The sequence below is a fragment of the Calditrichia bacterium genome (genome assembly GCA_020634975.1).
Lineage (GTDB): Bacteria > Calditrichota > Calditrichia > RBG-13-44-9 > J075 > JACKAQ01.
On sequence record JACKAQ010000001.1, the window covers coordinates 3,330,041 to 3,351,047 of the forward strand.

Consider the following 21,007-nt stretch of genomic DNA (forward strand, 5'->3'; position numbering starts at 1 on the left):
TCAGTCACTTCGTGACAGTTGCCCTTTGAAAGGGGAGCAAAAAAATAAACTTTTTCGCGATTTTTGCAGGCAATAAACAATGAAAATATTAGGTATCGAAACATCCTGCGACGAAACGTCGGCATCCGTGATCGAAGAAAATCAGGTGCTATCCAACGTAATTTCGTCGCAAATGGTGCATTTGCAATTTGGCGGCGTGGTGCCGGAGCTGGCATCGCGGGCGCATTTGCGGAAGATCATTCCGGTTGTGGAATCTGCGCTGGAACAGGCGAATTGCACCTTCGCGGATATCGACGCAATTGCGGTAACGCACGGTCCCGGGCTGATCGGCGCGCTGATGGTCGGCGTCAATTACGTAAAAGGATTGGCGACGGTGTTCAACAAACCGTTCATCGGCGTGAACCACATTGAGGGGCATATTTATTCCAATTTTCTGGAAAATGACGAACTGCAACTGCCGCTGCTCTGCCTCACGGTTTCCGGCGGTCACAGCCAGATTGTTGTCATGAAAAATCATCTGGAATACCACCTCATTGGCAGCACCCGCGACGACGCCGTTGGCGAAGCGTTCGACAAAGTCGCAAAATTGCTCGGTTTGCCGTATCCCGGCGGTCCGCAAATCGACAAACTGGCGAAGTCCGGCAATCCCGAAGCCATCCGTTTTCCGATCGGATTATCGAAAGAAAAAACCTTCGATTTCAGCTACAGCGGGTTGAAAACCGCAGTGCTCAATCACGTACAGAGCATTTCCGAAGCGAAAAAAGATGAAACGCTGGCAGATATTTGCGCATCGTTTCAACATGCAGCGGTCAAACAACTCACTGATCGCACGATTGCAGCGGCGCGGGCGTATTCGATCAGCCAGATTGCCGTTGCCGGCGGCGTTGCTGCAAATTCCGGGCTGCGGGAAATGATGAAACTATCTGCCCAAAAGTATGGTATGCAAGTATACTTTCCGGCGATGAAATATTGCACGGACAACGCCGCGATGATTGCCCGTGCCGGATTGGAGCGGCTGCGCCGGGAAGAGCGTTCCGGGCTGATGCTGAACGCGTTTGCGGCGCTAAAATTGGGAGATAAAAAACACCTCGGATGATTAAAGAATACCTTTTACAACTCACTTTACCCAACTGGATTTTCGCGCTGCTGGTAATTGCGCTGGGCGGATTGGCGTTCGCGTATTATTTTCGGACGCTGCCGCCGTTGTCATCGCTGCGGCGAACAATTGTTACAATATTGCGTGGTTTGGCGCTTATAATCCTGCTGTTTCTGATCCTCGAACCGATGTTGCGATTGCTGTACCAAAATCGCGAAAAACCGGTTATCGGGGTGCTGCTGGACAATTCCGCCAGCATGAAAATTGAGGAAAACAACGGTTTGCGCGGCGATTCGCTGCGCTTTGTCCGTGAGCAGATTGCCGCTTTTGCCGGACGCGATTCAGTGGACATCCGCACCTTTGCATTCGATCTGCAAACCCGGCAAATCGCCGCCGATTCGCTGAAATTTGATGTGGACGGCAGCGATCTCACGCAGGCGCTCAACGCGGCGATGGACACGCTTTCCGGCAACAATTTGCAGGCGCTGGTACTCGTCAGCGATGGCGTTTACAATCGCGGCGCGAATCCGGTGCTGCCTGCCCAAAATCTACCGGTTCCGGTATTCACGGTGCTCATCGGCGATTCTACCGAACCAAAGGACGTGGCACTGCGGCGGGTGCAAACCAACCAGATCACTTACGTCGGGAAAACGCTGCCGGTGACCGTCACTTTTTGGCACAACGGTTACGACGGACAGAACGCCGTTCTCTCGCTTTCCGACGGCAATCGCCGGCTGGCGCAGAAAACCGTGCGGCTCGGCAGATCCGGTTTCGAGCAAAAGGAAACGCTGGAAATCACCGCCGATCGTCCCGGCGAACTGAATTTGACCGCCCGCATCCAGCCGCTCGGCGAGGAAGTGACCGACAGGAACAACCAGCAATTTGTGCGGGTTCAGGTGCTCAAAAGTAAGTTGAAAGTGCTGGTGATGAGCGGCGCCCCAAATTTCGACCGGCAGGCGCTGTCGTTTGTCGGCCGCCAGTTGACAGATTTTGATTTCGAATATCTCACCGAGTTGAACAACGGGCGCTATTTCGAAAAGCAATTTGAATCGATAAAAACCGATTCGCTGGACCTGTTGATTTTTCACGGATTTCCCACCTCCCGGACCAATCCGGCGCAGTTGAGCACGCTGATGCAGGCGGTTCGCGATCGTCAGGTTCCGGTGATGTGGCTGCCCAATCGCAACGCGAATTACCAAAGTTTGGGCAATTTTTCGCAAATGTTGCCTTTCGACGTGCGCGGAAACCTTGCGCCGCAACCGAACCAGTTTGTGCGGCTCACCGGCAACGGACGGTTGCATCCGGCGCTTAAATTGGAAGAAAATGAAGGCGCTAACGCTTTGTTATGGCGGGAGTTACCGCCGGTTTCCATTTTCCCGCAAGTTCGCCCGAAAGAGGGTGCACAACCGCTGCTCGTCGCATCGGAAGACAACAGCGTTGATGAAATTACCGTTGGATTTGCATATCGCCAAAACGAAACCAAACATCTGGTGTTGAATACTGCTAACTTCAGCAATTGGCATTATCAGTTGCAGGAGGACCCGAATCGCGACCGCTTTTTTATCCGGTTGATGGAGCGTGCTGTGCGCTGGTTGGCCAGCCGCGATGACATCCAGCAAATCCAGATCCAGCCGTTGCAGCGCTCGTTCAACGTTGGCGAAGCCGCGGTTTTCGCCGGACAAGTGTATGATGCGTTTTATCAGCCGGTCAGCGATGCGCGGGTAGTTGTGACGATTACCGGCGATTCCGTCGAGTTTTCCGATGAAATGGTGCCGGAAGGCAACGGCTACTATCGCCAAAGTTTTTCGGGATTGCCGGAAGGGCAGTTCAGCTATCGGGTGGAGGCGCGCCGCAACGATCAGCGGATCGGTGTGCGCAACGGCAGTTTTGCGGTCAACCCGTTTTTTCTCGAATTCCAGCAAATTCCCGCCAACCAGACGCTCATGCAACAACTCGCCACCGTTACCGGCGGCAAAGCCTTTTCGCCTGCCGAGTTTGTTCGCGAATTTCCGCAGCAACAATTCCGCAGCCGGGTGCAAATCAATCACACCGAACATTTTTTGTGGCGCTACTGGCAATGGTTAGCTGCGCTGGTTTTATTTTTGGGAATCGAGTGGTTTTTGCGCAAACGGTGGGGAATGCTTTAAGAAAGGAAAAAGGATAAAGAGAAGGTAAAAGTAAAAAGGCAAAAGGAAAAAGTCTTTGTAAAGTTTGAAATTACAGTGTCTTACGCCTTTTAATTTTTAACTTTTAACTTTTTATCCTTGCTGCAATTCGCAGCCCTCAATCTTCATCTTTCGCTTCGCGGGTCATTAATTCTTCGACCGCTTCGTGGGGATTTTTATCGTGAAATAACACTGCGTAAACCTGTTCGGAAATCGGCATTTCCAACCCAAGTTTTTGCGCAACCTGATGCACCGATCGCGTCGTTTTCACACCTTCTGCAACCATCACCATTTCTTCGAGCACTTCTTTTAGCGTACGTCCACGCCCGATTTGTTCGCCAACATGGCGGTTCCGGCTGTGTTTGCTCATGCAGGTCACGATCAGATCGCCGATGCCGGAAAGCCCTGCGAACGTCTCCGGTTTGGCGCCGAGCGCCACACCCAACCGCTGGATTTCCACCATTCCGCGCGTGAGCAACGCGGCTTTGGTGTTGTCGCCGAAACCTGCGCCGTCGCAAACACCGGCAGCTATGGCGATCACGTTTTTCACCGAACCACCGACTTCCACGCCAACAATGTCGTCGCTGGAATACACCCGGAAATAATTGGTCGAAAACAGGTTGCGAACCCGCCGCGCCGTTTTCAGATCCGGTGATGCCGAAACCACTGCTGTGGCGATTTCTGTGGCAACTTCCTCTGCGTGGCTCGGTCCGTACAGCGTCGCAATTCGCGATTCGGGCACTGCCAAAACTTCGCCAATCACCTCGGACATGCGCTTCAAACTGTCGTTTTCGATGCCTTTGGCAACGTTCACAAATATCTGTTTTTCATTGATATACGGCTTGATATTTCCGCAAACCCCGCGCATCGCATGCGATGGTACCGCCAATACCAGAATCTCAGCTTGTTTCACTGCGTTTGGCAAATCGTCGGTCAATTCCAACTGTTCCGGCAACGGCACGCCGGGCAGGTAGCGTTTGTTCATCCGGGTTTCTTGCATCTCCGCCAGTTGGTCGGCTTCGAACACCCACAAGTTGACGGAATAATCTTTTTTGGCGAGCAAATTGGCGAGTGTGTTGCCCCAACTGCCCGCGCCGATAACTGCAATTTTATGGCTCATTTGATGTCAGCCTTTCAAATCGATCCCGAAAATTCGGGCGATTTCCAGATATTTTTTCGATGTATTTTCGATGATTTCGTCCGGCAGCGGCGGCGGCGGCGGGGTTTTGTCCCAGTCCAGCGTTTCCAGATAATCGCGGAGATATTGTTTGTCGAAACTCTGTTGCGATTTGCCCGGCGCGTAAAATTCCTTCGGCCAAAACCGCGACGAGTCCGGCGTCATCACTTCGTCAATGAGAATGATCTCGCCATCCAGTATGCCGAATTCAAATTTTGTGTCCGCCAGAATGATGCCTTTTTTCGCAGCAGTTTTCGCGCCGTGTGCGTAAAGTTGCAGGCTGTAATCGCGCACGGCTTCCGCCGTTTGTTGGTCGACAATGGTCAGCATTCGCTCGAACGAAATATTTTCGTCGTGACCGGATTCCGCTTTGGTCGCCGGTGTGAACAGCGGTTGCGGCAATTGCGATCCGTTCAGCAATCCCGCTGGCAGCGGAGTTTCGTGCAGCGTCTGAAATTCGCGATATTCTTTCCAGCCGGAACCGGCTAAATAACCGCGAACCACACATTCCACCGGCAACGGCTGCGTTTTTTTCACGAGCATCGAACGCCCGCGAAGCAACTCGCCATGCTGATTGAATGGCGCCGGATATTCTGCAATATTGTCGGTTATAAAATGATTGGCAACGATGTCACCCGTTTGCGAAAACCAGAATTTGGATAGCTGGGTGAGCACAATTCCTTTCATGGGAATGCCTTGCGTCATGATCACATCGAACGCGGAAATGCGATCTGTGGTGACAAACAGCAGCGCGTCGCCTGCGTCGTAAATATCGCGAACTTTGCCGCGATTTAGCAATTTTGCGCCGGGGATATCCGTTTTTAACACAACATTTGCCAATTTGGAACCCTTTCGAATCAGGACTTTTTGAACTGAATTTTATTTTCTTCGCCTTTTAACAATCGCTGCACGTTGGCGCGGTGCGTAAAAATGATCAGCACGGGAATGAACACACTGAAGACGAGCAATTCGATCGGAACCGGCTGATTCAACGCAAATTTTTGCACAAAAACCACCGCCATAAACGTGATCGATGCGAGAATCGAACCGAGCGACACAAATCGCGTCAGCCAAACGGTAACGATGAAAACGATGATGCAAACCAGCACCGGAACCGGTGCCAATCCGATAATCATTCCCGCGCCGGTGCCCACGCCTTTGCCACCTTTGAAACTGGCGAAAATCGTCCAGATGTGCCCGAACATGGCGCTGATTCCCGCGATAATCTGATAATTGATGGCGTGCCAACCGAGCCCGCTGTCCATTCCCAATTGCGATACGTAAACCGTTGGAATCCAGCCCTTTAGCATGTCGATCAACAGCACAACCAACCCGGCTTTCCAGCCGAGCACGCGAAACACGTTGGTTGCGCCCGCGTTGCCGCTGCCTTCTTTGCGAATATCGATGCCTTTGAGCAATTTTCCGGCGATGATGCTCGTGGGAATCGAGCCCATCAAATAGCTGATGGCGATCATCAGTAGCATGTTCAGCATATAAGCTCCTGTTTATTGGCGATTTAGCCGGTTACTTTTCCGATAGTTGTTGCCGAAAAACCGAACGCCTTCGCCGATTCGGAAATGACAGCGGTGTGCTCGGAAGGGGCGATTACAACCAACCCGAAACCGAGGTTGAACGCCCGCCGCATGTCCGCATCCGGCACGTTTCCGGCGTCCTGAATGATACGAAAAATCGCCGGAATTTCCCAGGCTTCCCAATCGATTTCCAGCGATAAACCTTCGCGGAGCAGCCGTTTGGTATTGCCCACGATGCCGCCGCCGGTGATGTGCGAAATGCCGTGCACCGCAACTTTATCCGTGATTTCGGAAATTAGCGGAAAGTAATTCGGGTGGATTTTCAGGAGTTCATCGGCGAGGGTTGCGCCGCCGAGTTCGGCGATTGGTTCATCGATGCTGTATTCGGCGAACAGCGCTTTTCGCGCGAGCGTGTAGCCGTTGGTGTGCAGCCCGTTGCCGGAAATGCCGATCAGCGCGTCGCCCGGCTGAATTTTTTTGCCGTCGATAATTTTGGATTTATCGACAATACCGATGATCGTGCCGCACATATCGTATTCGCCCGGTGAGTAGAAATCGGGCATTTCGGCGGTTTCGCCGCCGATGAGCGGAATTCCGGCCTTTTTGCAGCCTTCCGCAACGCCGGACACCACCGAATCGTACACATGCGGTTCCAGTTTTCCGCTGGCGAAGTAATCCAGAAAAAACAACGGCTTAGCGCCGCAAACAGCAATGTCGTCGATGCAGTGGTTCACCAAATCCTGACCGACCGTGCCGTGGCGATCCGCCATTATGGCAACTTTCAATTTGGTGCCCACACCATCGGTGGAAGAAACCAGCACCGGGTGTTGCAGCCCGTTTCCGGAAATATCGTAAAAGCTGCCGAACAGCCCGACGCCGGACAGTACCTCCGGCGTGTAAGTCGCAGCAATGCGGTCTTTAAGCTTGTTCAGCGCGCCTTCGGCTTTGTCGATGTCCACGCCGGCATCTTTATAGGTGATCGATTTTTTCAATACTTTTTCCTTCCTGATTTAGCGCCATTTCCGGCAATGATAAAAGATCACACACTTTCCAATCCGATTTGTTCCATGTAAACATCACGCACTTTTTCAAAAAATTTCAGCACAAACGGTTCGCGATAATCGGGATACGTCCATTCCTGCGGCTTAAAATTTTTTCCGCGAAATTTTAGGTGGATATCGCCAAAAATACCATCTTGCAAATATATCCGGTGACTGAAATCTTTGGTGGTTGCGAGCACGAGTTTCGGGGCGTTAATATAACCCGGATCCAAATTGATGCGCCGTTTGCCGTCAACCGCATATGCTTTTTCAATCGCATTTGTAGCATGTTTGATGCCCGGTAACGCCTCAACATTAATAAATTCCTCAAACGAAACGAAACATTTTAGCAGATTGCTACCCATTTCTTTGGTGTAATATTTGGTGTGATCAAATTTATACCAATCCAGCTGTAAATCGATGGGTGAATATGCGGCTTCGAGCTGGGGACGCAGTTTTTCCCACAAGCCGATATCGGCTGTGCTGACACCCATAATCAATTTTACAGGATGATATGTTTTCGTTTTGCCCAATGTTGCTTTCGCTCCGCATAATTAATTCAAAAAATATCACTTATTTTGACGGATGTCAACACAGGGAGATTAAAATATCGTTGATTATGTGGCTTGGAAGGATTATGTTGGTTCAACATCAAAGTGATATGTGAGGAATGTATGTGGTTTGACCATCCAGCTTTTTTTTGGACGGTTGTGGGGGTATTAATTATTCATTTCATTGTGTTTTTGGGATATGCTGCAAAGGTGTTGATGGATGAAGATGTGAGTTCACCCGAAGAAATTGAAGAACCTCATCGCAAACTGAATCAATAAGTTCAGTAATAATCTATCCGAAAATTTATTTGTTTTGCCCAATCATTGCATCGATTAATGATTGGGTTTGGCGTATTTCGTCAAAATTTACCGTGTGTCCCATTCCGGGATATAAACGGAGGGTGACTTCTGCGCCCATTTTCTCGAAAATTGCGGCGGATTCGCGAACGCGTTCGGCCGGGATGTGAAAATCGACATCGCTGCAACCCAAAAAAACAGGTGTTTTGGAGAGCGAGCCGGGAAAATCGAATACATTTCCCGGAGGTCCGATGAGTCCGCCACTGAGTGCAACAATGCCACCAAATTTTTGCGGATGCGACGCCGCATAAGTTAACGCGAGGCAAGCCCCTTGCGAAAAACCGCCAATTACCGTTTTCTCCGGAGGAATGCCGCTCAACTGCAATTGCGTTATAATTGTGTCAATTACAGCCAGCCCGGAATCAATTCCCGGTTGATTATTTTGGATCGGCGCCAAAAAGCTGAACGGATACCATGTGTTGTTGTGTGCATCCGGGGCGATGTAATGCAGTTCCGGCCGGTCAAATTCTTCTGCTAACATTAAAATATCCAAAGCATTAGCGCCGCGACCATGCATCAAAATCATGGCGCCAGCGGCTGTTTCGGGCGAGGCACCGGCAGTTCTCACCGGCATCCCCGCATGTGGCGATTCTCTATTTTCCATTGAATTTTTTCCCAAATTATTTGGTTTTGATTTTGGGTAAATGCGACTCAATTTCTTCACGACGGGTTTCCAGCCAGTCAGGTAATTTTAGCGATTCACCCAAATTTTCGGGCGTTTCGTCGATGGCGAATCCCGGCGGATCGGTCGCAATTTCGAAAAGAACGCCGCCCGGCTCCCGGAAATAAATCGATTGAAAATAGTTCCGATCCAGCACCGGCGTCACATTTTGCCCGTCATGTAACAATTGACCGCGCATTTCTTTTTGCTGGCTGGCATCTGCCGCCCGCCAGGCGATGTGGTGCACAACCCCAACGCCCATACTGCCCGGTAGCGCATTTGCCGGTGAAATCAGGTCCATTAGTGCGCCGGGTTGCCCGTTTCCGGTTGCCAGCCGGATTCGACCGTCTGCCGTTCCCATTTCGCGAAAGCCCATGATTTCCGTGAGCATTTGTTTTGTCGGGGTGATGTTACCGATTGCCGCAGTGGCACTGTGGAATCCGCGAATGGCGTGCTCTGCCGGAACATCTCCGTTTTCCCAACCGGATCGCGTATCGTTGGTTGCCGCAATTAATTCGATATCCAATCCGTCCGGATCTTCGAAAGTGAGCACTTGTTCATCAAATCGCCCAAACGGACCGGCAACGCCAATGTTCAGCGATTCCAGCCGTTTCTGCCAAAATTTGAGCGAATGTTCCGGCACTGAAAAGCTGGTTGTCGTCACTTGTCCCAATCCTTTTCTGCCGCGCAACCCGCGCGATGTCCACGGGAAAAATGTCATTATCGTTCCGGGATTACCGGATTCGTCGCCAAAATAGAAGTGGTAAGTATATGGGTCATCAAAATTTACGGTCTTTTTCACGAGCCGTAAGCCTAATACTTTCACATAAAAATCGATATTTTTTTGGGGATCGCCGGCCATTGCGGTAATGTGGTGGATTCCCGATGAAGCTGTAACCATGTGTCCTCCGATTGTTCAAAAATTGTAGTCCAAATTTGATGAAACCGGTAAAACAAGGTTACAACATCTCCGGCGGCGAATGAATAGCGGAAATTGTGTTGAGCTAACTAGTTGTTATTTTTCAATATATCGCACAATTTTGCGATACAGCTCGGAGGGGTTAAACGGTTTGGAGACATAGTCATTCATTTTTGCGGCATAAACCTGATCGCGAACCTGCAGCAGCGCAGAAGCGGTTAACGCAACAATGGGGACTTGCGATTTGCAGGGATCGTCCAGTTTGCGGATGTGTAGCGTTGCTTCAAAGCCATCCATTTCTGGCATTTGCAAATCCATCAGCACCAAATGGTAGTCGTTTTCCTGCACCTTTTGTACCGCTTCTTTGCCGTTTACGGCAACGTCCACTTCCAGATCCCATTTTTTCAGAAATTTTTTGGCGACCATCACATTCACCCGGTTATCCTCTGCCAACAATACTTTGCCACCTTTTAAGCTTTGGAAATTAGGGATGCTGTACTCATCAGATTTGAATTCTTTTTTGTTTTCACTGTTGGCAAATTTTAGCGAAAAGTAAAACTGCGATCCTTTACCGAGTACGCTTTTCACGGAAATTTGGCTGTTTTGCAGCTCCAGAAGGCGTTTGGTAATGGCTAAACCCAGTCCGCTACCGCCAAATTGACGGGTTGTGGAAGCGCTGGCCTGCGAAAATTTTTCGAAAATCTGATCCAGCTTTTCTTCCGGGATACCGATGCCCGTATCCTTTACCACAAATCCGAGGGTGATATGCTCTTTCGATTGGGATATTCGGCTAACACCAATTTCTACAAACCCTTTTCGGGTAAATTTGATGGCATTTCCAACCAGGTTTATCAACACTTGGCTCAATCGGGTTGAGTCGCCATTTACAAAAGGCGGCACGTTTGACGAGATGCTCAACCGAAGTTCAATACCCTGCTCATCTGCTTTCACCATCATCGAATTTTTGATGCTGTTCAACAAATTATGCAGGTTAAAATCGGTTTCCTCAAACTCGATTTTTCCGGCATCTATTTTGCTAAAGTCAAGAATATCATTAATTAACGCCATTAAATTATTGGCGGAAAATTTAAGTGTTTCCAAATGCTGAAGCTGGTCGTTACGGGGGTTTTCCTGCAACAGCAAATAGGTCATCCCGATGACCGCGTTCATTGGTGTGCGGATTTCGTGGGACATCATCGATAAAAAATCGCTTTTCGATTGCGATGCAAGTTCTGCTCTTTCTTTGGCATCCAGCAATTCAATTTCATATTCTTTTTGCCGGGTGATATCCTGTATCGCCCCGTAAATGCCGCGAGTGTTCCCAGTTTTGTCGATATTCGGCTTGCCGATAACCCGCACCCATTTTTCCTGACCGTCCATTGTCGGGATGCAGAATGTGTCGTCAAACGCATGATTTTTCAATTGACACATTTCGATGAGTGCAGCAATTTTTCCGCGATATTGCTCCTGAAATAGTTTGATAAACGATTCGAGCGAATGGTCAAAATTTTCCATCCAGTCGAACAAATGATAGGTTTCTTCGGAGCAGAAAACGTTATTCTTTGGGTCAATTTCCCAACTACCGATTTGCGCGGTGTGCTGTGCATCGCGCAGGTTCCGCTCCGATTTTTCCAATTTGGAGCGATATTCGTTCTGTGCGGTAATGTCTTTTAAGATGCAATACAGCAAGCTTTTTTCTTCGTCGCGAACAATATTCCATGCAAAAAACCGATAATGATCATCAACCGATTTGATGCGGCTTTCGAAACTGATTGAAGAAACATCACCTGATTTTATTTGGTTAAATATGTTAAAATATTTACTTTGAGCATCTTCCGGATGAATGATATCCGCAATCTTCATCGATTGTAAATTGTTCTCCGAATAACCCAGCACATATTTAAACGCCGGATTCGCTTCGATAATATTGCCATCGTAATCGATCATGCAAACCAGATCGATGGACAGATCGAACAGGCGTTTGTATTGGCGTATCAACAGCTCCGACGTATGTTGCGATGTTAAATCCTGCATGATTCCTAAAATGCCGGAAACAGAACCGTCATCGCTTAATAACGGTTCACCGATTAACCGCACCCATTTGTTTTTTCCGGTGCCGGATGTGATGCTGTAGCTCATATCAAACGGTTTGCCGGAGGTTACGCAATTTTCCATGTGTTCGCGAAGTAACTTTTGATCGGCAATTAGGGTTGGCAAATGGGTCAACTCCCGGATCGCAATTTTATCTCTGGCCGGCATTTCGCAAATATTCCACATTTCCTCCGAACAAAAGACGGTCTGGGTTTCCGGACTGTATTCCCAACTGCCGATTTGGGAAATCCGCTGTGCTGCCAACATCATTTGCTGCGACCGTTGCAACTGTATTTCGGCAGATTTCCGGCTGGTAATATCGATCATCGAACCGACAATCCGGTGAACATTCCCGTTCTCGTCCATAATGGGATTGAGACGATTGACCATCCATATTTCCGTGTCGTCAATGTTTAACACGCCTTCATAATATACTGTTTGGCGAGATTCGGAACATTTCCGGTGATAATATTTGATGGTGTCAACATGTTCCTGTGAAAAGGTCGGAACAAGCTCGTCCGGTTTCCGGCCGCTGATCCAATCGGCCGAGATACCGAGCATGCGCTCCACCGCCGGATTGATAGTTGTGTAACGAAAATTGTTGCCATCCAAATCCAGTACAAAAATGCCCATGTCCACGCTGGTAAAAATATTGTTGAAAAATGCTTCGCGTTCCCGCAGTTGGTTTTCGATAGTTTTTTGTTCCGTAATATCCACGCCAACACCCAGTACGTGGGTAGTGCCATCCACGCCGATAATCGGTGCTTTTGTGGTTCGGAAAATGCGAGCCGATCCATCCGGTTTTGTGTAGTTTGCTTCGATGGTTTTTGAGCGGTTTGTTGCCAGCACTTCCCGGTCGATGGCGTTTGCGTATTCAGCCTCATTTTTATTTGAATGGACATCTATATTATTAATTTTGGTCAGTTCTGTAGCGGTGGTGTCAAACAATTGGGCAACCGTTTGGTTAACCATCACAAAATTCCCGGAAATGTCTTTCACATAAATCAGGTTGGGATTCAGGTCGATGACTTGCTGGATAAAATCTTTTTGGTGTTGCAATTCTTGTTCTGCGGAAATCCGTTTGGTCACGTCCATGCAAACGCCGATAAAACCGATAAATTGCTGCCCATCAGTAAAAATCGGTTCGCCGCGTTCCATCATCCAGCGATATGAGCCGTCTGCCCGACGCAACCGGTATTCCAATGCAAAAGGCACCTGTTCAACGATTGCCAGTTGATACCGTTTCAGATACATCTGTAAGTCGTCCGGCGCAATTTCGGATTTCCAGCCGTCTGCAAGTTCTTCCGATAATGTTCTTCCGGTATAGTTAAGCCATTGATTATTATAGTGATAGCGTTGCCCTTCTGTGTCTGCCATCCACACCAATGCGGGAGTGGCATCGGCCAGCAGCCGGAACCGCCGTTCGCTTTCGCGTATCTGCGTTAGCTGCTGATGTTGTTGGGTGATGTCTTCCACAATGCCGAGCGTCATGCGCAGTTTGCCACTGCCATCGCGCATAAAAATGGTTTGGCGACTGCAAAACCAACGCCAGTTACCGGATTTGTGGCGCATCCGGTATTCGAGTTCGATAAAATGTCCGGGTTCGCTGCTGTTGAGCTTTTCTCCGGCGGTGACAATTTTGGCTAGATCATCCGGGTGGGTGTGCTCCATCAAAAAATTGTCGATGTGCTGCAATTCGTCATTGCTGTAGCCCAGCATTTCGCCAAACGAGCGATTGGAAAATACGTTGCGATCGGTTGTTTGATCATAAACATAAATTAACCAAGGGCTTATGCGAGCGATATTTTCAAAAAACATCGCTTTATCTATCGATTCCTGTGGTGATTTCAAAGGTTTGCTTAATTTGACCAGCCACAAATTGTCTTTCTGAGAAATGGCATTAATGGAAAGATGGCGAGTAAAAACTGTGCCGGTTGTTGCCAAAAATTGCCAGTTCGCAGATGGCGATTCTGTTTCTTCGTGTGATTCCAGCAATGACAGAAAATGTGCTTCGGCAGTGCAATCATTTTGTTGAACAGGCGATGAAACATCAAATAATGTGCGGTTGGTAATTTCCGCAACAGATGTCATCTGGAATAAATTGAGCGCAGCGGCATTCGCATCCACAATGGTGCTATTTTCGAGGATGACCATTCCGTCGGAGCATGTCTCAAAAATAGTCCGGTAAATTTCCGAATTCAAAATGTTTGAATTTGCGCGTTTGGGCTGCATTTTAATAGACTTTACACTCCCTGTTAACCCTTGTGGAAAGGATATTCGACAGCAACCCATTTTAGCTTAAGAAATGTGCCGCGATTTTCAATAAATGTTGCCCGGGTATGTGAAATATTAAGGATTTGGAGAAGGATTAGCAGTGAAAAAAGCGATGCAGATATTGGGGAAATTGTATCAAACTCCGGCGGCGAAAATGATAATAACCGCCGGGGTTTGGTGATATTTCAGAAAGAAATTTGCATTGGCAGACGCTGAGTTTCCAGCAATTGATTGACCAGCAATTGCAACGATTCCGGTGGTTCCTGTAAATAAATGGCAAAATAACGGAGTGCCGGCAGCTTTGACAAGTCAGGTTTTAGTGTAATTTTTCTCAAAATTTGTACAGATTGGTCGTGCTGCTCCGGCGGAAAAACCAGCCCGAAATACGCGAGTGCATTGCTATCCAATTGGCTAAAAAACACCCCGGATGGGTTGTTCGCCAACGGTTTTCCCGGCGTGCCGACAGCAACAGTCGGCATTTCGCCCGAAGCAGATGGTTTGAAATACAGTCGGTGCTCTGTAACGGGGGTGTGATGATATTGCATGATCAACCAGGCGACTTTGGATTGCAGCGTATCTACCGGCCAATCTTCGTAATCCATCCGGACAACTGTACGGAGTGGACCGCGAGTGAGAATTCGCGCCTGAAACCCGAACAAATCAACCGGTGGGAATAAATTGCCATTTTGGGCGAACACAAATCCGCCGAAGTTGCCAGTTTCCATACTTTTCGCGGGTGGCCACACGATGCCGTTTTTGTATGCCAGCGAGTCGATCTGCTGTTCCAGTATCAAATTCCCACTGCTTTGCGGCAGCAAATCGATGGCGTTTAATGTGTCAAATTTCAGCCGGAACGGTTGCGATGCGGTTCCCCAGGTTACACCGGCATAGCGAAGCTCGGTTTCCAACTGTTTGCCGTGTGCTTCGTCTACCATCATCGGGCGGGCTAAATCCGCATCCAGCGAAACCCAAAGCCGGGTGACATCGATGATGGAATCCGGTTCCAAAAACCGCTGTTTGAAGCGGAATGTCCGGGTTTGGTTTGCCGCAAAATCTGCGATAAATACCAGCTCATCCCATTTTTGATCGCCGTTGATATCGTCAAACTGGGTGGGGAGCAGGCTGCCGTTTTCATCGGAAATCTGGATATCCGGCTCCAGCCGTAATCCGGAAAATGCTTTTTGCAGCGCTTTGTAATCGACGACGACAACTTCCGCCGGACGTGCAACACCGGACGGATTGGTTACCGTAATTTCGATGGTTTTACCGCCGGTGCAGGAAAGAAGCAGGGCTAACATTAGCCCTGCAAGATGTTTCAGCATGTTTTTCATTTTCGATAAACTATTGTTTTTGATAAGCTTTCCAGGTTTGATAATAGATATCCACATCATCAATAAAACCGGAGTGGCGCGGTTGCCAATTGAGCAGGCGAGTGGCTTTCCGGGCATCCACATGTTGATCAACCGCGATCCCTTCGGCAATGGCGCCCATTTGTTCCAGCGCATCTTCGTAGGATATTTGGGCGATCGGCTTGGCATAATTACAGGCTGTGGCAACGGCTTTCACCATATCCGAAACGGTTTCCCGCGATGGATCCGAGATGTTGAAAATTTCACCGCGAACGCCGCTTTCCGCAGCGCGGACGTAGGCACTCGCCACATCGTCCACATGCACCATCGACCAGTGATTTTTGCCATCGCCGATGATCTGCAATTTTCCGGTTTCGGCTTGCTGAAACCAGATGCCGGTCATCCCGCCCTGTTTGCCATACACCACACCCGGACGAATAACGATGCCGCGCAGATCGTTGTTTTCGACCAGCACACGCTCCAAACCCGGACGCCACGATGACAAATTTAACGGATTCAACCGGTCGGTTTCGTCCTGCGGTTTGTTGCCGGTGTTGCCATACACCCAAACACCGGATGTGAAAATGACCGTTTTGTGCTGATGGCCGCAGCAGGCAGATTCGGTTAATTCGCGCAGCGTTTGTTTTTCGATGCCGTCGGGATTGCCGGAATCTGATGCGCAATGGATGAGCACCGCGCAGTTATCCGCGGTTTTTCGGTAGGTTTTTGGTTCGTCCAGACTGCCGATAACCGGATGGATTTCCGATTGCAGCAGCAGTCGCGCTTTTTCGCGTGAGCGAGTAAGTCCCCATATTTCATAGCCTGCACGCCGAAAAGCCAGCGCCACGTTAAATCCGATATAGCCGGTTGCACCGGTGATAAATACTTTCATAACGAACCTCCATTATAAATGATTGATGAGGGTCAGACTACGTACTTCCTGATCGATATTGCGCATAATCTGGGATTTCATTTCGTCCAGCGGTTTTTCCAGCGCATGCGCGATTTCTTTTCGGAGCAATTCTGTCAGTTTTTCGCGCCCTTCATTTAATATGGTTTTGATTTTGCCTTCGCGCAAAATGAGCTTTACCATGCCGGACGGCAAATCCAGTTTCTCGACCGTTTCGTTGATTTTATCACGTCCGAATTCGTAGGTCATCCACATGGTTGCGGCGGTTGCAACTGCGCCGACGAGCCATCCCGCCGGACCGCTGGCGATGAGTGCCGTTTGGGTGCCACCGGTAATTGTGCCCATAACAGTCGCCGTAACGGCGATGACCATCACGCTGGTTACGTCCATAATTTCTCGCTGTAAATCACCTATTTTATTAGTAGTTGCGATATCAGCATTTCCAGCGGAAAGCCGTTGAACTTCGCTGGCGTTCACCTGCTGGCCGTAATAGCTCACCCCGTTTTCCGAAAACCATTGGCGAATTAATTTGTGCAATGCCTCCGGCAATCCGGCGTTCAAATCGGTCAATTTTTGTTGGATGCGATCTTCAATTTGCGGGGCAAAATTGAGGGTTGTTGCGCGAATTTTTTCTTTTAACTGAATGAGCGGACCGCCGCTTTCGCGATATTCGTGAATGATTGGCGCAATCTCGCCATCATACAACCGCACGGTCACATCGTTCAAAATATCGTTGAGAATGGCATCCAGCCGCCGGGTGATTTCCGGTTCGATGCGTTTGGCAAAAAACTGCGGCGTTTCCTGCTGCAGCCGTTGCGAAACGCGCTCGTAGGTGTGTTGCAACGCCGGCAAAACCACCAATCCTTCGCTGATGGCTGCTTTGGGATTTTCGCTGGTGAGCAGTTGTTTCGGGTCGATGTGCAGCGCCTCGCAAACGATATCCTGGACAAACGGCCACTGGCTGCTGCCGCCGGTGAGAATCACCCGTTCGACATCGCTGCTGCGGATGCGGTATTTGTCCAATCCTTCAATCAGCGAGCGCTGAAACCAGGCCAGCAGATCCAGCGATTTGCCGGAAAGCAGCTCGCCGGTGCTCAAATTGCGCTCTTTCAGATACTCCACAAATGTGTCGTGCGGGCGATAATTTTTGGCGCGATCGATAAATTCGCTCCACGATAAGTTGTTGAATGTGCCGTAGTTACGCAATTTTCCCAATCGTCCGCGAACCATCTCGTCGCGGTTCAGCGTCATCGTTTCGGAGAACAATTCCTTGATTTGCCGGCATTCCAGCCAATGCACAAAATATTCATCACCGTTGGCGATGAGCTGCGCCAGCGCACCGGGATTTTGATCGAGAAACCATTGGAAAAAGAGGTCATCGAAGAGGCGGCCGCCGAGTAGCATATCGCCCCAGGCATCGGCAATTTCCAGCCGCTGCATGAATGCGAAATCGCAGGTGCCGCCGCCAAAATCCACCACCAGCACGCCTTTTTGCGTTTCGGATGGCGTGATATCTTTGTTCCACAAATGATACAGCAGCGCGCCGATCGGCTCGGCAACCAGCCGCACTTTTCCGTAACCGGCGGCATCGGCAATGGCTTGCAACGATTGCCGGAAATCATCACCCGATTCGCCGGGCAGCCCGAAAATGACCACATGTTCCGGCGAGACAAAATCGATCCGCCGGGCAGCCGTTTGTTCGCGGATGGTTTGCAGAAACGCGGTCGCGTCGTTTTTCGCGTCATCGCTGCGGGTGATATCCGGTTTAAAATGGGTGCGCAGGGTGTAGTTTTTGCGTTCGGCAGCGGTGGCTTCGCCCCACTCGATTTCCGCGGTTTTGCCCACAATTGGCGATTTATCTTTGCGGAATAAAATGGTCGATGCAAGCCCGCCGAGCTGTCCGTTGCCGAAATCGATGAGCCGGATTTTCTGCCCGTCCGGTTGCGTTAAGTATTTGCAAAAATAGGAGTTTGTCGTTCCAAAATCGATGCCCAGAACCGGGCGGTTTTTCCGGTTCATCGTGCTCTCCTCAGTTTGCGAACGTTGCCTTTTTCGATCACTTTACCGTTTTGAATAACCGGCAGCGATTCCACAAAAACAGCATCGCCCGCGTCAATGGCGCCCAGCGTGTTGAACTGTTCCGCCATCTCTTCTTCCCAGACAAATTCTTGCGGCGTCGCCTGTTTGCCGGAGATAAACGCCGGATCGCCATCCAGCCCGGAAAACCCGATGTTCCGCGCCGCCAGCAGCATTTCCGATGCCGCCGTTGCCAGCTCTGCCGGTTGGCTTTGGTGCAATTTGTGCAAATAACCGCCCAGTTTTTTGGCGATCACCGGTTCCGGCAACGCCTGTTTTTCGCCGGATTTCTGGCTCGCTTCTTTCAGCGATGCAATAAATTGCCGGGCGTTATCCAGCCACAGCGCAATGCAGATGCGCAAGTTTTTTTCATATTCCAGCCGGTTGAACACGGGCTTTCGAACGCTCATCCGCAGCAAAAAAACGATACCCGCATACGCGAAAAATCGGCGCAACCCCACCAAAATTCCGGTGCCGATAAACCGCGGACGCAATGCGCTCCACAACATGCCCAATCCGCTCAGTTTGCCGAACATGATCGCCACTTCTGCGGCGGTTGCCACGCCCAACGCGGCAGCCAAATATCGCCGGACATTTTTGTTTTCCGATGCGTACCACAGCACCATCACCATCGCACCGCTACCGATGATCCCGCCGAGCATATGCCCGGTTTGCGGATCGTCCGACAAAAAATTGAATGCGCCGGAAAGCAGCATCGCACCGGCCAGCGTGCCCAGCATTACGGCGATCGCCAATTTTGCGCCGTTCATCCGTTCCGTAAAAGTGGGTGCGGGCAGCAGCAACGGATGTTCATTTTTCCAGGTTGAAAATTCCAGCCGCGCATACGCGATTTGTCGTTCCTCGATGTCCGCACGTTCCCATAATTCCGATAGCTGTTTGGCGCTGCACAATTCATCCATTAGCAGCGATTCCGTTTCGTTTACCGCGGTGCGAACCTGCGCATCATCCGGCAATGTTTTTGGCGGCAAATGGCTGATAAATCGCGCGACAGTTCTGTCCTGCAAGGTTTGCCAGACATCCTTTACTGCTGGCACATTTTTTTTGGCACTCGGCATGTGGCTATCCTGTTCAAAAAAACGGTTTTCGGGAATATTGTCAATAAAAACACCAAATTATGGCTCATTCAAAAATAGCGAGATACCCGCTCAATTGCAATGTGATCATCACAAATTGCTTAAGTTTGCGCAAAAAATGACGTTGTTGAGTGTGTTGGGGATTATTCTTGTGGGAATCGGATGGGACAACAACAGCTACTGTTAATTACATTATCACTTATAGTTGTTGGCGCGGCAATTGCGCCAATATCATATATGTTTCGCAGCCAGGCATCGCAATCCAATCGCGAAGCAATGATTGGCGATTTGATCAACACGGCGGCCAGGGCTCAAAAATTTCATCGCACACCCACAACTTTGGGTGGCGGCGGCAACAGTTTTAACGGGTTTTATCTCAGCTCGTTGGATACCGCCAACGCCAACGGCAGCTACAGCTTAAGTACGACGGTGCCTTCCGGCGCCGCGTATGTCGCCGGTAGCTCAACGCCAATTTCCAGTGACGTAGACACCATTTACATTGTTGGTTGCGGTACGGAGGCCGGCACGGACGGCACCAATTTGGTAAAATGTTTTATCAGCGTTTCAATGAATGATTACAACGTGACCATCCTCAATTAACATTCTCCAAAAATGCGCAACCCGTTAATTTTCGAACCGTATATTCTGTGTTTTTCGCAATTGCGGAAAATATCCGGATCGTTTAAATTTGCCCGGAAATTTTATAAAACACCGGTTAAGGTGTAAAGTGTATGTAATTGTTATTGTTTATTTTACAGCTAATTTAACAAATGGATTTTTTATGAAAAACAAATTTCTGTTGGGAATAGCACTGCGCAGAAATGCACTCAATATGGCAGCAATCTGCATGATATTGGCCGGCGGATCGGCAGTGTTCGCCCAAAACGAAGCAACGCTGGAAAAATATTTTGAAGGCAAAATGGTGGAAGTTCGCATCGATATGCCCGCAACGCAAGAGGGCATCGATGTGCACCCGCGCTCCGAAAAACCGGTTGATTTTGATGAATATTCGAGCCGCATCAAAAAGCACGGTGTTGCGCTGTATGTCGGCGATCAAATTATGATCACCAAAGTGAAGCTGAAAGGCAAGCACCTCGAGTTTCAGCTTGGCGGCGGCGGTTACGGCACATTTTGGGATGACACAGGCGATGTTTCTGCGACATATGCCGACAAAACCGAACGGGAAAAAAATCTCGAAAAAGCCGTAAAAAAAGAGAAAGATCCCAAAAAAAAGAAGGAAATGGAAGAAGAACTGGACGATTTGCGCCACAAACGCGACCGTGAAAACGAACGCCGCGAAGCGGATGCCCGTGAAGCAACTGCACGCAAACGCGCGGAAATTCGGGATAAAGCGGCCCAATCCGGTTCTCGTTTCAATATCCGGCTGGATCGCGATTTGCGAAATGAGGAAAAAACACCCGCGTTTATTATGATGGCGCTGTCGGATTATCTGCTGTTTCCGCCGGAAACATTTGGCGAGAATCCCTCTGTTGCCAAACACATGGCGCCGGCGGAACCGGAAAAACCGACATCGCTGGAAAAAGGGATGAAATGGGAAGATGTTGCTGCCATTTACGGCATGCCCAAATCGATGACTGAAGAAGAAATTGCCGGCACAAAAGTATCGAAATGCGTTTTCGAAAAAGATGACCAGATTGTGGAAGTGACTTTTGTGGAAGGTTTGGTCGCGAAATTCAGCATTGCATCAAAATAAA

At 49.4% G+C, this 21,007-nt stretch carries 17 protein-coding genes; 5 read left to right on the forward strand and 12 right to left on the reverse strand.

The genetic code is table 11. The annotated features are described in order from the left end of the window. Positions 1-79: 79 nt before the first annotated feature. Positions 80-1,096 carry a tRNA (adenosine(37)-N6)-threonylcarbamoyltransferase complex transferase subunit TsaD gene (gene tsaD / locus H6629_13400; GenBank protein ID MCB9068791.1) on the forward strand — a complete coding sequence of 339 codons (1,017 nt, stop codon included), beginning with the start codon at positions 80-82 and terminating at the stop codon, positions 1,094-1,096. After that, positions 1,093-3,243, forward strand: coding sequence for a hypothetical protein (locus H6629_13405; GenBank protein MCB9068792.1), 2,151 nt, complete (start codon positions 1,093-1,095; stop codon positions 3,241-3,243). Before tsaD ends, H6629_13405 begins: the two co-directional genes overlap by 4 nt. 136 nt (positions 3,244-3,379) lie before the next feature. On the opposite strand, the gene H6629_13410 is transcribed toward H6629_13405, so the two are convergent. The 5 genes from H6629_13410 to H6629_13430 are packed head-to-tail and all read right to left on the reverse strand — an operon-like array spanning position 3,380 to position 7,543. Further along, entirely contained in the window at positions 3,380-4,381 is a 1,002-nt protein-coding gene (locus H6629_13410) for an NAD(P)H-dependent glycerol-3-phosphate dehydrogenase (protein ID MCB9068793.1), read from the reverse strand. 6 nt (positions 4,382-4,387) lie between these two features. Further along, the gene (locus H6629_13415) at positions 4,388-5,278 is read right to left on the reverse strand and encodes a phosphoribosylaminoimidazolesuccinocarboxamide synthase (protein MCB9068794.1); all 891 of its coding nucleotides are present in this window, start codon (positions 5,276-5,278) and stop codon (positions 4,388-4,390) included. A gap of 17 nt (positions 5,279-5,295) precedes the next feature. Beyond that, positions 5,296-5,931 (reverse strand): glycerol-3-phosphate 1-O-acyltransferase PlsY, encoded by a 636-nt coding sequence (gene plsY / locus H6629_13420; protein ID MCB9068795.1) that lies wholly within the window; start codon positions 5,929-5,931, stop codon positions 5,296-5,298. Positions 5,932-5,954: 23 nt separating this feature from the next. Continuing rightward, the gene (locus tag H6629_13425; GenBank protein ID MCB9068796.1) at positions 5,955-6,962 is read right to left on the reverse strand and encodes a phosphoribosylformylglycinamidine cyclo-ligase; all 1,008 of its coding nucleotides are present in this window, start codon (positions 6,960-6,962) and stop codon (positions 5,955-5,957) included. Positions 6,963-7,009: 47 nt separating this feature from the next. After that, positions 7,010-7,543, reverse strand: a complete 534-nt coding sequence (locus H6629_13430) for a DUF4416 family protein (GenBank protein ID MCB9068797.1) — start codon at positions 7,541-7,543, stop codon at positions 7,010-7,012. Between the two features lie 141 nt (positions 7,544-7,684). On the opposite strand from H6629_13430, the gene H6629_13435 reads away from it, so the two are divergent. After that, entirely contained in the window at positions 7,685-7,840 is a 156-nt protein-coding gene (locus H6629_13435) for a hypothetical protein (protein MCB9068798.1), read from the forward strand. A 25-nt stretch (positions 7,841-7,865) separates the two neighbouring features. Here the strand turns inward: H6629_13435 and H6629_13440 are convergent, their stop codons facing one another. The 7 genes from H6629_13440 to H6629_13470 form a co-directional block, all read right to left on the reverse strand. Next, positions 7,866-8,522: a dienelactone hydrolase family protein gene (locus H6629_13440; protein ID MCB9068799.1), complete on the reverse strand. Its 657-nt coding sequence runs from the start codon at positions 8,520-8,522 to the stop codon at positions 7,866-7,868. Between the two features lie 16 nt (positions 8,523-8,538). After that, positions 8,539-9,480, reverse strand: coding sequence for a ring-cleaving dioxygenase (locus tag H6629_13445; GenBank protein ID MCB9068800.1), 942 nt, complete (start codon positions 9,478-9,480; stop codon positions 8,539-8,541). 114 nt (positions 9,481-9,594) lie between these two features. Then, positions 9,595-13,821, reverse strand: coding sequence for a PAS domain S-box protein (locus H6629_13450; GenBank protein MCB9068801.1), 4,227 nt, complete (start codon positions 13,819-13,821; stop codon positions 9,595-9,597). 227 nt (positions 13,822-14,048) lie between these two features. After that, the gene (locus H6629_13455; GenBank protein MCB9068802.1) at positions 14,049-15,161 is read right to left on the reverse strand and encodes a DUF4861 family protein; all 1,113 of its coding nucleotides are present in this window, start codon (positions 15,159-15,161) and stop codon (positions 14,049-14,051) included. 43 nt (positions 15,162-15,204) lie between these two features. Beyond that, on the reverse strand, positions 15,205-16,104 hold the full coding sequence (locus H6629_13460) for an NAD-dependent epimerase/dehydratase family protein (GenBank protein MCB9068803.1): 900 nt from the start codon (positions 16,102-16,104) through the stop codon (positions 15,205-15,207). Between the two features lie 12 nt (positions 16,105-16,116). Continuing rightward, the gene (locus H6629_13465; GenBank protein MCB9068804.1) at positions 16,117-18,141 is read right to left on the reverse strand and encodes an Hsp70 family protein; all 2,025 of its coding nucleotides are present in this window, start codon (positions 18,139-18,141) and stop codon (positions 16,117-16,119) included. Continuing rightward, on the reverse strand, positions 18,138-19,274 hold the full coding sequence (locus tag H6629_13470) for a hypothetical protein (GenBank protein ID MCB9068805.1): 1,137 nt from the start codon (positions 19,272-19,274) through the stop codon (positions 18,138-18,140). Before H6629_13470 ends, H6629_13465 begins: the two co-directional genes overlap by 4 nt. 180 nt (positions 19,275-19,454) lie before the next feature. Between H6629_13470 and H6629_13475 the strand changes: the two genes are divergently transcribed. Continuing rightward, positions 19,455-19,892, forward strand: coding sequence for a hypothetical protein (locus tag H6629_13475; protein MCB9068806.1), 438 nt, complete (start codon positions 19,455-19,457; stop codon positions 19,890-19,892). Positions 19,893-20,073: 181 nt separating this feature from the next. Further along, positions 20,074-21,006 carry a hypothetical protein gene (locus tag H6629_13480; protein MCB9068807.1) on the forward strand — a complete coding sequence of 311 codons (933 nt, stop codon included), beginning with the start codon at positions 20,074-20,076 and terminating at the stop codon, positions 21,004-21,006. Position 21,007 lies beyond the last annotated feature (1 nt).

Coding starts and splice junctions, on each gene's coding strand:
- tsaD (MCB9068791.1), top strand. CDS start 80: ATGAAAATATTAGGTATCGAAACATCCTGCGACGAAACGTCGGCATCC.
- H6629_13405 (MCB9068792.1), top strand. CDS start 1,093: ATGATTAAAGAATACCTTTTACAACTCACTTTACCCAACTGGATTTTC.
- H6629_13410 (MCB9068793.1), bottom strand. CDS start 4,381: ATGAGCCATAAAATTGCAGTTATCGGCGCGGGCAGTTGGGGCAACACA.
- plsY (MCB9068795.1), bottom strand. CDS start 5,931: ATGCTGAACATGCTACTGATGATCGCCATCAGCTATTTGATGGGCTCG.
- H6629_13435 (MCB9068798.1), top strand. CDS start 7,685: ATGTGGTTTGACCATCCAGCTTTTTTTTGGACGGTTGTGGGGGTATTA.
- H6629_13440 (MCB9068799.1), bottom strand. CDS start 8,522: ATGGAAAATAGAGAATCGCCACATGCGGGGATGCCGGTGAGAACTGCC.
- H6629_13445 (MCB9068800.1), bottom strand. CDS start 9,480: ATGGTTACAGCTTCATCGGGAATCCACCACATTACCGCAATGGCCGGC.
- H6629_13450 (MCB9068801.1), bottom strand. CDS start 13,821: ATGCAGCCCAAACGCGCAAATTCAAACATTTTGAATTCGGAAATTTAC.
- H6629_13455 (MCB9068802.1), bottom strand. CDS start 15,161: ATGTTAGCCCTGCTTCTTTCCTGCACCGGCGGTAAAACCATCGAAATT.
- H6629_13460 (MCB9068803.1), bottom strand. CDS start 16,104: ATGAAAGTATTTATCACCGGTGCAACCGGCTATATCGGATTTAACGTG.
- H6629_13465 (MCB9068804.1), bottom strand. CDS start 18,141: ATGAACCGGAAAAACCGCCCGGTTCTGGGCATCGATTTTGGAACGACA.
- H6629_13470 (MCB9068805.1), bottom strand. CDS start 19,274: ATGCCGAGTGCCAAAAAAAATGTGCCAGCAGTAAAGGATGTCTGGCAA.
- H6629_13475 (MCB9068806.1), top strand. CDS start 19,455: ATGGGACAACAACAGCTACTGTTAATTACATTATCACTTATAGTTGTT.
- H6629_13480 (MCB9068807.1), top strand. CDS start 20,074: ATGAAAAACAAATTTCTGTTGGGAATAGCACTGCGCAGAAATGCACTC.